Source organism: Serratia sp. DD3 (assembly GCF_000496755.2).
In genome coordinates, this window is the sequence record NZ_AYKS02000047.1 from 314,956 (window position 1) to 328,073 (window position 13,118).

The following is a 13,118-nucleotide window of genomic DNA, read 5'->3' on the forward strand; positions in this document are numbered from 1 at the left end:
TCTTCGAGATAGTAGCAATCAGGTGCCGCGAACACCCCAACTAAGAGGTGATTCAATGACAGATAACACCCCACAAGCTCCGCATGGCGAATTTGTCCTGTTTACAATTGCTGACGGCCAAACACGCGTCGAGTGCCGATTTGAATCTGATACATTGTGGCTTTCTCAGGCTGCAATGGCTGAGCTTTATGATAAAGATGTTCGCACAATTAATGAACATCTAATCAATATCTACAACGAGGGTGAGCTTGTACAAAACGCAACTATCCGGAAATTCCGGATAGTTCGATTGGAAGGAACTCGTCAAGTTTCTCGCGAAATCGATCACTACAATCTCGATGCAATTTTGGCTGTTGGCTACAGGGTTCGTTCTCAACGAGGTACGCAGTTCCGCCAATGGGCAACGCAAGTCCTGAAAGAATACCTAATAAAGGGATTCGCTATGGATGACGAGCGCCTGAAAAATCCCCCCGTTGGTCATTCTGCGGTACCAGATTACTTTGATGAAATGCTGGAACGCATTCGCGATATCCGAGCGAGTGAGCGTCGTGTTTATCTGCGAGTCAAAGAAATCTTTACTATGGCTGCCGATTACGAGCCATCCAACCAAGAGACCAACCGCTTCTTCCAGATCATCCAGAACAAGTTGCATTATGCCTGTACGCATATGACGGCCGCTGAGCTTATCGCGAGCCGTGTGGATGCCAATAAGCCGGACATAGGCTTAACCAGCTATAAAGGCGATGAAGTGCGTAAGACCGATGTCACCATCGCGAAAAACTATCTGCGTGAAGACGAAATCAAAGAGCTTAATCGCATCGTCAACATGTGGCTCGACTTTGCCGAGGACCAAGCACTACGCCGCAAACAAGTGTTCTTGCAAGATTGGGCCGATAAGCTGGATCAGTTTTTAAATTTTAATGATCGGGACGTATTAAGCGGAGCGGGAAAAATCTCCAAAAAGGATGCTGATGACAAGGCGAAATTGGAGTTTGACCGCTTTGCAGAACAACGTCGCCGTTTAAAAGAAGCCGAAGGCGCACTTGCCAATATCGCGGCCCTCAAGGCAATCGTTAAAAAAGACAAATAACACTGCCTAGGTTGAACAAGCCATGGAACCGACATCAATATCGGTTCCATCGTTCTCGGTTTTGACATTTATCCTGCCAATACCTTCAATCTTACCAACCAATTATGCCGCTATGGGTGTTCGCACCCGATCACATTTTTACTCATTCGCTTGGTTATTATTACAATGATATGTTTTTATAAAACAATAAATTAACCAAGCTGTCGATATTTTGCACTGTTTTTTGGGCAAATTTTACAAAACAAATTTACTATTGGTATGGCACAATCTTGACGTAGGAGTTATCGATATCCGTCATTATTCAAGCCGCAAGTGAGTGTCGGTTGCATAACTCGACCCTTTAGGGGATCTCGCTCGATGGCTGACAACCTCAGCCTGAATAAAGGGGAGTATCAACCCAATGTGCCGATTTTTAATCACTATTAGAATTAATGTTCTTAATAAACAAAGCAATAATATTATGCATGCTGTTATTTTTACTCTATTGCTATTTTTTATCACCAGTCCATTACTTGCCAGCGAAATGCGCTATCCCCCCGGGGAAGAACCGCTGAACCTGCCAGCCAATAGCTCACTGATGATGCCATTGCCGCGATCTGTCCATAGCCTGGAGGACAAAAAAGCAGAAACGATGCCATTGTATCTGTCACTGATACACGAAGATAAACGCAATGTCTGGGTTCCTTTTCAATTGGCCGCTACCTCTGCACAAAAAGGCCAAACAGAACTGGCGGAACACTATTTGCAACTCAGTGCCAAACGGGGATTGTGGTATTACTATAATCTGCTGGAAAACAACGCATTCAATAGCCTTCAGCAAAGTGAGACTTATCGTTCCATCCTCGCTGAGGCCAAAACACGCTATCAGCTATATGCTTCGCCGTTTGAGGGTAAAGCACAGTATTCTGTCCCGAATGGCTCACCTCCTGCCACCGGTTGGCCAACCGTTATCTACCTGCACCCTTATGGCAGAGCCGCTAATATCACCCCTAAAGATCGATTGCTTTTTGCTGAAGCAGGTGTTGCCTATATTGAGTTAAACGGTACTCAAATGCTTGCCGAGAATAGCTTCCGCTGGTCTATCGATAGCGAAGAGAGCACCCATAGCGCGATTCAACGTACCCTGCAGGAGCTCACCCCTAAACTGAAGCTTAACCCTCATCAGGTCTACCTTACCGCTCGCGGCCAAGGCGCGCTGCACGCGGGTAATCTGATGGCAAAATACCCGCAATTTTACGCCGGCGCTTTACTGATTACACCACAAGGGAAAATCCCGCCAGCATCATATTCATTAGCAGAGAATAAACGCATTATGATCGCCTATTATGGCCATCAAAACTTTAATGGCAAAGCTCTGGCTCTGCATTTTACCAACCTGTTCAGTAATCAGAATCTGACCAAGACGGCAAGTTTTAACCTGAGAGAAGATACACAAGGAAACTGGCCGCTACACTTCCAGCAACCATTGCGTTGGGTGATGGGCAAAAGCGCCGATGCATCACCGGGAGCCTGATAGAAAAACGGGGATACTTACTGCTGCAATGATTGACGACTTGAACCAGCGGTGCTCAAGCACCGCTTATTCTTTTTGATCAATGCCCATCAACAAACACGATTTTGAGCACAAACAACAGCGCCACGACAATCACACAAGGGCTGATTTCACGCCAACGACCAGTACCCAGCTTCATCACACAATAAGAGATAAAGCCCAGCGCAATCCCTTCAGTAATCGAGAAGCTAAAAGGCATCATAGCGGCGGTAACAAAGGCAGGAACCGCTTCAGTCATATCTTCCCATTTTACGCGTGCCAAGCTGGAGGTCATCAGAACCCCAACATAGATCAAAGCACCCGCAGCAGCATAAGCCGGCACCATCGAAGCTAATGGCGACAGGAAAATCACCAACAGGAACAACAGCCCGACTATCACGGCGGTCAGACCGGTGCGACCACCGATAGCGACACCAGAAGAACTTTCAATATAAGCCGTGACTGAAGAAGTACCAATAAATGCCCCTGCTACGGAGCTGATACTATCAACATACAGCGCCTGCTTCATACGTGGGAATTTACCGTTTTCATCGGTTAGCCCCGCCTTGTCGGTCACCCCAATCAGGGTACCGGATGAGTCAAACAGGTTAACCAGCATAAAGGCAAAAATCACCCCAGCCAAGCCAAGATCCAGTGCCCCGGTAATATTCACCTGACCGACAACGGTAGTGATATCTGGCGGCATAGAGAATATGCCAGCATACTGTACATCACCCAATAGCCAACCGATCAAGGTGGTGACCACGATGGAAACCAGCACCGCGGCATGAATATTACGCGAGGCCAGAACGGCGATGATAAAAAACCCCAGCGCACCCAGCAGAACACTGTGAGAAGTCAGGTTCCCTACCGCCACCAGCGTATCAGGATTAGCGACCACGATACCGGCATTTTTCAACCCCATCATGGCAATGAACAAGCCAATACCACTGGTGATCCCCACGCGCAGGCTAAGTGGGATATTGGCTACCATCCAGTAACGGATACGGAATACCGTCAGTAAAAAGAAACCGACAGCCCCCCAAAAAATAGCGCCCATCGCAACCTGCCATGAAATGCCCATCGCACCCACCACCACAAACGCGAAGAAAGCATTCAAGCCCATTGCTGGTGCCAAAGCTACCGGCAAGTTAGCCAATAGACCCATAAAAATGCTGCCAAAAGCAGCGATCAGGCAGGTAGTGACAAATACCGCTCGAGTATCCATACCCGCCGCCCCCAAGATCTGCGGGTTGACGAACACGATATAGACCATGGTTAAAAAAGTGGTGATTCCGGCAATCGTTTCCGTGCGTACCGTGGTTCCATGCTGCTTGAGTTTAAAAACGCGCTCAAGCAAGCCTTGATTAGCATCAAGGCTGATGTCTTGTTTGCTCATTATCAGTATTCCGAACAGGGGGATGAAGTGTCGGTTGCTATCCTATAACAAAAAATAGGGTTTTTGATCTCACCCATCGCTTTTTTTCGCCATCTGTACGGCTAAAAAATTCAACAGATTGTATTTATTCATATTCATCAGCCATAACCGTTAGCGGTAAATGACACTGGGCGGCAACCGCTAAAACATTCCCCTTCAGCTTGCATGATGACGGAGATAAATAATCCAGTTAAAGTGACAGCCATCATCAGTTAGCCGAAGGCAGATATTCCAATGAGTCAGGTTGAATGTGTTTTATTTGATTGTGATGGCACGCTAGTAGACAGTGAAGTGTTGTGCAGTAAGGCTTATGTGCATATGTTTGCCCATTATGATATTGAGGTTTCGCTAGAAGAAATATTTAAAAAATACAAAGGGGTAAAACTCAACGAAATCATCGAAAAAATCAGTGCCGAACAGGGCGTGACTCTGCCGCAAACACAATTAGAACCGATCTATCGCCAAGAGGTTGCACGCCTGTTCGATGCCGAGCTGCAACCCATTGCCGGTGCGCAAGCATTATTGGCACAAATGAAAGCCCCTATATGTACTGTATCCAACGGGCCCGTCAGCAAAATGCAACATTCGCTGGGGCTGACCCAGATGCTTTCCTATTTCGATGACCGATTATTCAGCGGTTACGATATCCAACGCTGGAAACCCGATCCGGCCATCGTTTTCCATGCTGCCCAGCAAATGCAGGTGGCGGTTGAGCGCTGCATTCTGGTGGACGATTCTGCCGCGGGTGCACAGGCGGGTATTGCTGCAGGGATCCCGGTGTTCTACTTCTGTGCCGATCCACACAATAAACCCATCGACCATCCTCTGGTGACCATGTTTGACCATCTGTCACAGTTACCCCTTCTGTGGCAACAACGTGGTTGGCAACTTACCCATTAACGACCAATGCTCTAGCCGGTTCTGCCCGGCTAATTTCCGACCATAGCCAATCGCGAAAATAACCCACCCGTGGTAATTCCCGCTTACCAGGAGGGATCTCCAACCAATAGCCATGGGTACTCTTAACTGCCAATGGTGAAAACAACATCAGCAAGCCACCATGCAGTTCATTATGGATCATCATTTTATCCAATACGGCATAGCCAGCCCCGGTGATACAGGCGTTGATGACCTGATCCTGTGTACTAAACTCCAATCCCCCACGATCTTGTACTTCACTGCGACCCGCTGCATCCAACCAGCGTTGCCAAGTGTCCATCCGGCTATCACCATCAAGAATATGTAATTGCGGCTGACTATTGAGCGGCGGAAACACGCCATTGATCATCAATAATGGGCTTCCCACCAGCACTAACTGTTCATGGCATAACCATTCCCCATTAATGCTGTCGGTCAATCGACCAAAGCGCACTGCACAATCAAAATCACAATATTTTTGTCGAGCCTCACTGATTAACGCAATTTGTAACTGGGTGTTGTGTTGACGCAACTCGACTAGCCGTGGAGCCAACCAACGGGTAGCAAAAGTAGGCGCGACTTGTAACCTTAAGTGCTGCAATGGATTGTGTAATCGCACATGACATATCCCTTCTTCCAGAATATCCAGCGCTTGCCGCACTACGGGCAATAACAACATGGCATCCTGCGTGAGTGACAAACCGTAATGACTACGTACAAACAGTAACTTACCGAGAAACTCTTCAAACTGTTTCATTTGTCGGCTGGCTGCACTCTGAGTAATGAATAGTGCTTCAGCCGCCTTACTGAAACTTAATGTCCGACAAGTTTCCTCAAAAACACGCAACATGCTGAGTGATGGGAGCTTTCTCACAATCCATTTACCTCGCCAACAGACATCGCTTTGTTAATTACATGTTATTAATTTGATGCATGTTTTTATCCCTTGCAGCGTTTATTTCCATAAAACCAGAGGTGAGTCACATGCATTCTCTGCTGAGGGGTATGACTAAAACGCACTCGCCTATCGCTTCCTTTATGCTCACATTAGCAACCAAATAAAAACAAAAAAATAACATCAAGGCATTTCACATTGCCAATTGATGACTCGCTCCTCTCATCTTTGGCACTCATAAAGGTCAATGCATGGGAGTAGGAAAAATCAATTAGCAATACCGACCAACGGTATACCCGTACCGTTCCCAACAGGAGGACAGGTAAATGCAAACTTTAACCCAACAATCCATCCGTATGGATGATGTGCCGTTAAATCGGTTCCATATCAAAATCGCCGGGCTAACCTTTGGTGCACATTTTACGGATGGCTATGTACTCGGTGTTATCGGCTTCGCCTTGGCACAAATCAAACCACAAATGGGCCTCACCCCTTTTTGGGAGGGGTTGCTTGGTAGTTCTGCACTGATTGGGCTATTTATCGGCAGTTTGGTCCTCGGCTGGATCTCTGATTATATTGGCCGCCAGAAAATCTTCAGTTTCAGCTTTGTGGTTATCACGCTGGCCTCTGCCCTGCAGTTCTTCGCCACCACACCGGAACAACTGTTTCTGTTACGAGTGATGGTAGGCATTGGGTTAGGAGGGGATTTTTCAGTAGGACACACCATGCTGGCCGAGTTCGCCCCCCGTAAGCATCGAGGTGTATTACTCGGTTCATTCAGTGTGATCTGGACCTTTGGCTATGTTGCCGCGGGCTTTGCTGGCCATTTTCTAACGGCATTAGGGCCCGATGCCTGGCGCTGGTTGCTCTCCTCTTCTGCCATACCCGCCCTGCTAATTCTGTTAATGCGTATCGGTACACCGGAGTCACCGCGCTGGTTGATGGGGAAAGGACAACGGGAACAAGCCATGGCGATAGTACATAAATACTTCGGCCCCCATGTCCTGTTGATTGATGAAGCCCCCGTGATATCAAAACAACGCTTTTTGTCACTATTTGGGCCTAAATACCGTCGCCGTACCGCGTTCAACAGCCTGTTCTTTGTTTGTCTGGTGATCCCTTACTTTGCCATCTATACCTTCTTGCCCTCTATTTTGCAGGTGATGGGGCTAGACAATAACTTCTCCACTGACCTGCTGCTTAACGGCTTGTTGATCGTCGGAGCCTTGCTGGGAATTGTTCTGACGGTGATTTGCTCACGCCGTGGTTTCCTGATTGGTTCGTTTATCTTCCTCGCAGCCTGCCTGGTGATGCTAAGTATTCTTCCTGGTAGCCAAACAACCTGGCTGATCGCCATTTTTGCCGCCTTTACATTAGTCATGTCAGCAGTCAGTAATCTGGTAGGCGTTTTCCCCGCTGAAAGCTTCCCTACCGAAGTCCGCTCCATGGGCGTGGGGTTTTCAACCTCCATGAGTCGATTAGGCTCCGCCATTGGCACAGGCCTGTTGCCTCTGTCTATCGTGCATTTCGGCATGCCGACGACTACCGCCATTCTGGCCTTTATCTTGATGATTGGCGCCGTTGTTTCCATTGCCTGGGCACCAGAAACCAAGGGACTGACCCTGGTGGATGCCGCCCAGGGCTCGCAACCTCAAACAGAGAACACGTTAGCCACAGTGGCTAAATAACATTATGTTAAAAACAGGAGATCTTTAAGTGGAAATGTATATCGGAGAAGGGTTTGCAGGTAACGGCGTAAATGCCTCGCATATCAATATCATGATCGGACCGCGTAATGGTGTCGTCGGCCAGGCTTTCTCTTCCAGCTTGGCATCCCCCAGCCAGGGTCACTGCCCATTTATGGTGGTAATTAAACCTAACGTACCGGCTAAACCCATGACGCTGTATGTCAATAAAGCGGAAATTAGCGGTGAATTACACGGCAATTCAACTTGGGGAGCCTCACAAGCCGCTATCGCTAAGGCGGTGACTGAAGCACTACTGTCAGGAACCCTACCCGCAGAGGCTGAAGATGAATGGTGTATTGTCACCGCTAACTGGGTCAACCCCAGTTGCAACAATATTGACGAGGTCTATCACAACAACTACCTCGCCTGTACCCAAGCTATTCAGGCGGCAATGGAAAAACTGCCGACCCGCCACCAATTGACTGAAGCCCTGCCACAGTTGGGCAATCCGTTCTACACCCCAAAAGCCTGAGGAGGGAAGCATGCAGTACATTAATCTGGGTCAATGTGGTTTGAAAGTTTCTCGTTTGTGCTTGGGTACCATGAATATGGGCAGTAAACAGTGGAAACCGTGGATTTTCGATGAGGCACAAAGTGAACCGCTGATCCGCCATGCTTTGGAAAACGGGATTAACTTTATTGATCTAGCGGATTTTTACTCCAGTGGTGCGGGTGAAGAAGTGGTGGGCCGGGTGATCAAGCGCATTGCCAATCGTGATGAACTGGTGCTGACCACCAAAGTAGGCTACCCGATTGGCGCGGGGTTCAACAACCAGGGACATTCACGTAAACATATCATGGCCAGTATCGATGCCAGTTTGCAGCGTTTGGGCACCGATTACGTCGATATCTATATGTTGCATTACTTCGATGTGAATACCCCCATTGAAGAAACCTGGGCAGCGATGAATGATATCGTCCATTCTGGCAAGGCTCGCTATGTTGGGGTATCGACCATGTATACCTGGCAGTTAGCCAAAATCCTATGGTATTGCGAGCGTAATGGCTATACCAAACCCATTAATATGCAACTGCAACTCAACTGTGCTTACCGTGAGGAAGAGCGTGAAATGATACCGTTTTGCCGTGATCAGGGGTTGGGTATTTCAGTCTTCAGCCCATTGGCTCGCGGGCTATTAAGTTGCGATTTCAACTCTGTGCGCAACAAGACCGATTTTTTTACCCAAGAAATGTATGCTGATGCGACTTCGCTTAACATAGCGCAGTCGGTTAGCCGGGTGGCTGAGCAACGAGGTATACCACCAGCACAGGTCGCTCAAGCCTGGGTACTTAACCACCCAGGTGTAGATTGTATGTTAGTTGGTGCCGACTCGATACAACAGATCAACAGTGCCATTGCCGCACTAGATACCCAGCTCAATGACGAAGAACAGCATGAGCTGGAGCGTAATTACACCCCTTGCGATGTCATTAATGACTACACCGCGGGCAAGCGTATTCTGCGTGACAGCCGCCCAGCACGCGGTTTTTTTGCAGTGGATAACCTAGAAACAAGGAATATTGCATGACAGCTTATGCCTCCTTACTGCGTACCGGTTGGTATTGCAATGGCCAGTGGCAAACGACCCCACAAACGTATCCCGTCGATAATCCCGCCAGTGGTGAAAAAATTGCTGATGTTGCCCTGGCTGGCCGTGCAGAAACTGAAGCTGCCATTGCCGCAGCAGCGGCGGCGCTACCGGCCTGGCGTGCTCAAACCGCCAAAGCACGGTCAGAAATTTTGCGACGCTGGTTCCAGTTGATCATGCAGCATCAACAAGCACTGGCTGAGTTGATGGTGACCGAACAAGGTAAAGTCCTCAGCGAAGCCATCGGCGAAGTGGCTTACGCCGCCAGCTTTATTGAATGGTTTTCCGAAGAGGCTAAACGTGCCTATGGCAAAACCATCCCGGCAACCAAAAATGGCAATCAGATCCTCACCTTTAAAGAGCCGGTGGGTGTTATTGCGGCCATTACGCCATGGAACTTTCCATTAGCCATGCTGACACGCAAATTGGGCCCGGCACTGGCGGCTGGTTGTACTGCGGTGATTAAGCCAGCCAATGAAACTCCGCTCAGCGCTTTCGCGTTGATTGTATTAGCCCAACAAGCCGGGGTTCCAGCCGGGGTGATTAATGCGGTTTCCGGCGATACCGTCGCCATTGGTGAAACACTGATGGCGAGCCCGCTAGTGCGTAAAATTTCTTTCACTGGTTCAACGCCGGTGGGTAAGTTATTAATGCGCCAAGCAGCAGATACAGTGAAAAAGCTGTCTCTGGAACTGGGCGGTAATGCACCTTTTATCGTGTTTGATGATGCCGATCTTGATGTAGCCATTGCCGGCGCAATGGCCGCCAAATTCCGCAACAGCGGGCAGACTTGCATATGTGTTAACCGTTTCTACATTCAGGACGGTATTTATGACCGCTTTGTCCAGAAACTGACGGATGCCGCAAAAGCGTTAAAGGTTGCTTCAGGTATGACGCCAGGAGCACAACAAGGGCCGCTAATCCATATCAAAGCAGTAGAAAAAGTGGAGGCACACCTACAGGACGCCCTGAAGTTAGGTGCGAAGCTGATGTGCGGCGGTAAGCGCGCCGACTTAGGGGGATCATTCTTCCAACCTACGGTGTTGGCTAACGCCACAGAGCAGATGCGGTTAGCGCAGGAAGAGACCTTTGGCCCGCTGGCTGCCTGTTTCCGCTTTACCGATGAGGATGAAGTCATCACCCGAGCTAACGCAACCCCCTTTGGGTTAGCGGCTTATCTGTATACCCGTGATTTGGCGCGCGCCTTGCGTGTTACCAAAGCATTGGAAAGCGGCATGGTAGGTATTAATGAAGGGATTATTTCTACTGAGGTCGCCCCTTTTGGTGGGGTGAAAGAGTCAGGCCTGGGGCGCGAAGGGGCGGATATCGGCCTGGATGAATATCAGGAAACCAAATACGTCAATATCGGCCAACTGCTGTAAATTCGATAAACTGTTGTGAATTCGATAAACAAAAGAAAGGCGCTGTTTCCAGCGCCATTAACAGTAATTTTTTAATAAAATTACTCTTTTTTCTCGCCTTTACTTTCTGCCAGTAATTTGTCCAGTGCATCCCCACCGATATGGCGGAAATCCTGGCCCTTGACGAAATAGAAGATAAATTCACAAATGTTCTGGCAACGATCACCGATACGTTCGATAGAACGGGCACAGAATAACGCCGTCAATACACTGGGAATGGTACGCGAATCTTCCATCATGTAGGTCATCAACTGGCGCACGATACCCTCATACTCCTGATCGACCTTCTTGTCTTCACGGTAAATACGGATCGCTTCATCCAGATCCATACGCGCAAAGGCATCCAGCACATCATGCAGCATCTGAACGGTATGGCGCCCCAAAGACTCCAGGCTGACCAACAGCGGTTGATGCTGGTGAGAAAATTTCTCCAGTGCCGTACGGCAGATTTTATCTGCAACGTCACCGATACGTTCCAGTTCAGAAATGGTCTTGATAATCGCCATCACCAAGCGTAAATCGCTGGCGGTTGGCTGGCGCTTGGCAATGATACGCACACAGGCTTCATCAATGGCTACTTCCATCATATTGACCTTGGCATCACCCTCGATCACCCGTTTAGCCAGCTCACCATCCTGGTTATGCATCGCCGTGATAGCATCACTCAGTTGCTGTTCAACCAGCCCACCCATCGTCAACACCTGGGTGCGGATATACTCAAGCTCTGCGTTGAACTGGCCAGAAATATGTTTGTTTAAATTCAGATTGTCCATGATGCACCCTTATCAACCATAACGGCCAGTAATGTAATCTTCAGTCTGCTTTTTCTGCGGTGCAGTAAACAAGGTGTCAGTATCACTGAACTCGATCAACTCCCCCAGATACATAAATGCGGTGGAGTCAGAACAACGTGCCGCCTGCTGCATATTATGGGTCACAATAACCACGGTATACTCAGACTTCAGTTCACTGATTAACTCTTCAATTTTACCAGTTGAAATAGGGTCAAGTGCCGAACACGGCTCATCCAGCAATAACACTTCTGGCCGAATGGCAATACCACGCGCAATACACAAACGCTGCTGTTGACCACCAGACAAGCTATAACCGCTCTGGTGCAACTTATCCTTGGTTTCATTCCACAGTGCCGCCTTGGTCAGCGCCCACTGAACACGCTCATCCATATCTGCACGGGACAGCTTTTCAAACAGACGTACACCGAAAGCAATATTGTCATAAATCGACATCGGGAACGGTGTTGGCTTTTGAAACACCATGCCCACCTTGGCACGCAGTAAGGCGATATCCTGGTTATCCGTCAGAATATTTTGCCCATCCAATATAATATCGCCTTCGGCATGTTGCTCTGGATATAGCTGATACATCTTGTTGAAAGTACGTAACAACGTTGATTTACCGCAACCCGATGGGCCGATAAAGGCCGTTACCTTATTCTCGGCAATATCCAGGGTGATGTTTTTCAGCGCATGGAATTTGCCATAGTAAAAGTTCAGATCGCGTACCTGAATTTTGCTGCTGGGAGCGTCAGTAACCATACTCATCAAGACTTCTCTCTTTTCACCGCGCCGAACCAACGGCGCTTAAATTTTTATGAATGCTTTTTCTTGGCAAAAATCACACGCGCCAGGATATTCAGTAACAGTACGCACAGGGTGATCAACAATACGCCTGCCCAAGCCAATTGCTGCCATTCGGCAAACGGGCTCATGGCAAACTTGAAGATGGTCACTGGCAGGTTGGCAATCGGCTGCATCAGGTCGGTATTCCAGAACTGATTTGACAGCGAGGTAAACAGCAATGGCGCTGTTTCACCTGCAATACGTGCTATAGCCAGTAATACACCGGTAATGATACCGGAGATAGAAGCTTTCAAGGTAATGGCAGAAATAATACGCCATTTGGGTGTTCCCAGTGCATGAGCGGCCTCACGCAACGTATCGGGCACCAGTCTGAGCATGTTCTCGGTGGTGCGGATCACAATCGGGATCTGCAGCAAAGCCAAGGCAATAATCCCCGCCCATCCAGAGAAGTGCTCCATTTTAGCCACCACCACGGTGTAAACAAACAACCCCACCACGATTGACGGCGCAGACAGCAAAATATCGTTAATAAAGCGGATCACCTCAGCCAACCAGGATTTACGGCCATATTCCGCCAGATAAACGCCTGCCATGATGCCCAACGGTGTACCGAAGACGGTCGCCCACAGAATCAGCAAACCACTACCGGCAATGGCGTTAGCCAAACCGCCGCCGGCCGTATTGGGTGGTGGCGTCATTTCGGTGAATAACGCCAGCGACATACCATCGATGCCCTTGGTAATGGTAGAAAACAGAATCCACACCAACCAGAACAGACCAAAGGCCATCGTCGCCAGTGACAAGAACAGTGCAATGCGGTTTTTCTGGCGGCGCCAAGCCTGCATTTTACGGCGGCTTTCCGCCAGCTCTACAGAATCCAACATGGT

The 13,118-nt window shown here is 48.7% G+C and carries 12 protein-coding genes; 7 read left to right on the top strand and 5 right to left on the bottom strand.

The genetic code is table 11. From position 1 onward, the window contains the following. The first annotated feature begins 55 nt into the window (after positions 1-55). The gene (locus IO95_RS08965) at positions 56-1,090 is read left to right on the top strand and encodes a virulence RhuM family protein (RefSeq protein WP_023489080.1); all 1,035 of its coding nucleotides are present in this window, start codon (positions 56-58) and stop codon (positions 1,088-1,090) included. A gap of 460 nt (positions 1,091-1,550) precedes the next feature. Continuing rightward, the gene (locus IO95_RS08970; RefSeq protein ID WP_037384997.1) at positions 1,551-2,603 is read left to right on the top strand and encodes a hypothetical protein; all 1,053 of its coding nucleotides are present in this window, start codon (positions 1,551-1,553) and stop codon (positions 2,601-2,603) included. 79 nt (positions 2,604-2,682) lie between these two features. Here IO95_RS08970 and IO95_RS08975 read toward each other — a convergent pair whose 3' ends face one another. Then, positions 2,683-4,020 (bottom strand): NCS2 family permease, encoded by a 1,338-nt coding sequence (locus tag IO95_RS08975; protein WP_023489082.1) that lies wholly within the window; start codon positions 4,018-4,020, stop codon positions 2,683-2,685. A 273-nt stretch (positions 4,021-4,293) separates the two neighbouring features. Here IO95_RS08975 and yieH point away from each other — a divergent pair, with 273 nt between their 5' ends. Further along, entirely contained in the window at positions 4,294-4,959 is a 666-nt protein-coding gene (gene yieH, locus IO95_RS08980) for a 6-phosphogluconate phosphatase (protein WP_023489083.1), read from the top strand. Here the strand turns inward: yieH and IO95_RS08985 are convergent. Further along, the gene (locus IO95_RS08985) at positions 4,949-5,851 is read right to left on the bottom strand and encodes a LysR substrate-binding domain-containing protein (protein WP_023489084.1); all 903 of its coding nucleotides are present in this window, start codon (positions 5,849-5,851) and stop codon (positions 4,949-4,951) included. The genes yieH and IO95_RS08985 overlap by 11 nt on opposite strands. A gap of 347 nt (positions 5,852-6,198) precedes the next feature. Between IO95_RS08985 and IO95_RS08990 the strand changes: the two genes are divergently transcribed. Genes IO95_RS08990 through IO95_RS09005 form a run of 4 tightly spaced genes read left to right on the top strand, consistent with a single transcriptional unit; the run spans position 6,199 to position 10,591 of the window. Further along, positions 6,199-7,560, top strand: a complete 1,362-nt coding sequence (locus tag IO95_RS08990) for an MFS transporter (protein WP_023491296.1) — start codon at positions 6,199-6,201, stop codon at positions 7,558-7,560. A gap of 28 nt (positions 7,561-7,588) precedes the next feature. Continuing rightward, a complete protein-coding gene (fae, locus tag IO95_RS08995; protein ID WP_023491297.1) occupies positions 7,589-8,092 on the top strand; it encodes a formaldehyde-activating enzyme in 504 nt (167 codons plus the stop codon). A gap of 10 nt (positions 8,093-8,102) precedes the next feature. Beyond that, positions 8,103-9,149: an aldo/keto reductase gene (locus IO95_RS09000; RefSeq protein ID WP_023491298.1), complete on the top strand. Its 1,047-nt coding sequence runs from the start codon at positions 8,103-8,105 to the stop codon at positions 9,147-9,149. Further along, a complete protein-coding gene (locus tag IO95_RS09005; RefSeq protein WP_023491300.1) occupies positions 9,146-10,591 on the top strand; it encodes an NAD-dependent succinate-semialdehyde dehydrogenase in 1,446 nt (481 codons plus the stop codon). Before IO95_RS09000 ends, IO95_RS09005 begins: the two co-directional genes overlap by 4 nt. An 80-nt stretch (positions 10,592-10,671) precedes the next feature. On the opposite strand, the gene phoU is transcribed toward IO95_RS09005, so the two are convergent. From phoU to pstA, 3 genes are read right to left on the bottom strand one after another with little or no spacing between them, the layout of a single operon-like run. Continuing rightward, positions 10,672-11,403 (bottom strand): phosphate signaling complex protein PhoU, encoded by a 732-nt coding sequence (phoU, locus tag IO95_RS09010; RefSeq protein WP_023491302.1) that lies wholly within the window; start codon positions 11,401-11,403, stop codon positions 10,672-10,674. Positions 11,404-11,415: 12 nt separating this feature from the next. After that, positions 11,416-12,186: a phosphate ABC transporter ATP-binding protein PstB gene (pstB, locus tag IO95_RS09015; protein WP_369794340.1), complete on the bottom strand. Its 771-nt coding sequence runs from the start codon at positions 12,184-12,186 to the stop codon at positions 11,416-11,418. Positions 12,187-12,239: 53 nt separating this feature from the next. Beyond that, a complete protein-coding gene (gene pstA, locus IO95_RS09020; protein WP_037385002.1) occupies positions 12,240-13,115 on the bottom strand; it encodes a phosphate ABC transporter permease PstA in 876 nt (291 codons plus the stop codon). Between the last annotated feature and the right edge of the window lie 3 nt (positions 13,116-13,118).

Coding starts and splice junctions, on each gene's coding strand:
- IO95_RS09005 (WP_023491300.1), top strand. CDS start 9,146: ATGACAGCTTATGCCTCCTTACTGCGTACCGGTTGGTATTGCAATGGC.
- phoU (WP_023491302.1), bottom strand. CDS start 11,403: ATGGACAATCTGAATTTAAACAAACATATTTCTGGCCAGTTCAACGCA.
- yieH (WP_023489083.1), top strand. CDS start 4,294: ATGAGTCAGGTTGAATGTGTTTTATTTGATTGTGATGGCACGCTAGTA.
- IO95_RS08975 (WP_023489082.1), bottom strand. CDS start 4,020: ATGAGCAAACAAGACATCAGCCTTGATGCTAATCAAGGCTTGCTTGAG.
- IO95_RS09000 (WP_023491298.1), top strand. CDS start 8,103: ATGCAGTACATTAATCTGGGTCAATGTGGTTTGAAAGTTTCTCGTTTG.
- pstB (WP_369794340.1), bottom strand. CDS start 12,186: ATGGTTACTGACGCTCCCAGCAGCAAAATTCAGGTACGCGATCTGAAC.
- pstA (WP_037385002.1), bottom strand. CDS start 13,115: ATGTTGGATTCTGTAGAGCTGGCGGAAAGCCGCCGTAAAATGCAGGCT.
- IO95_RS08990 (WP_023491296.1), top strand. CDS start 6,199: ATGCAAACTTTAACCCAACAATCCATCCGTATGGATGATGTGCCGTTA.
- IO95_RS08965 (WP_023489080.1), top strand. CDS start 56: ATGACAGATAACACCCCACAAGCTCCGCATGGCGAATTTGTCCTGTTT.
- IO95_RS08970 (WP_037384997.1), top strand. CDS start 1,551: ATGCATGCTGTTATTTTTACTCTATTGCTATTTTTTATCACCAGTCCA.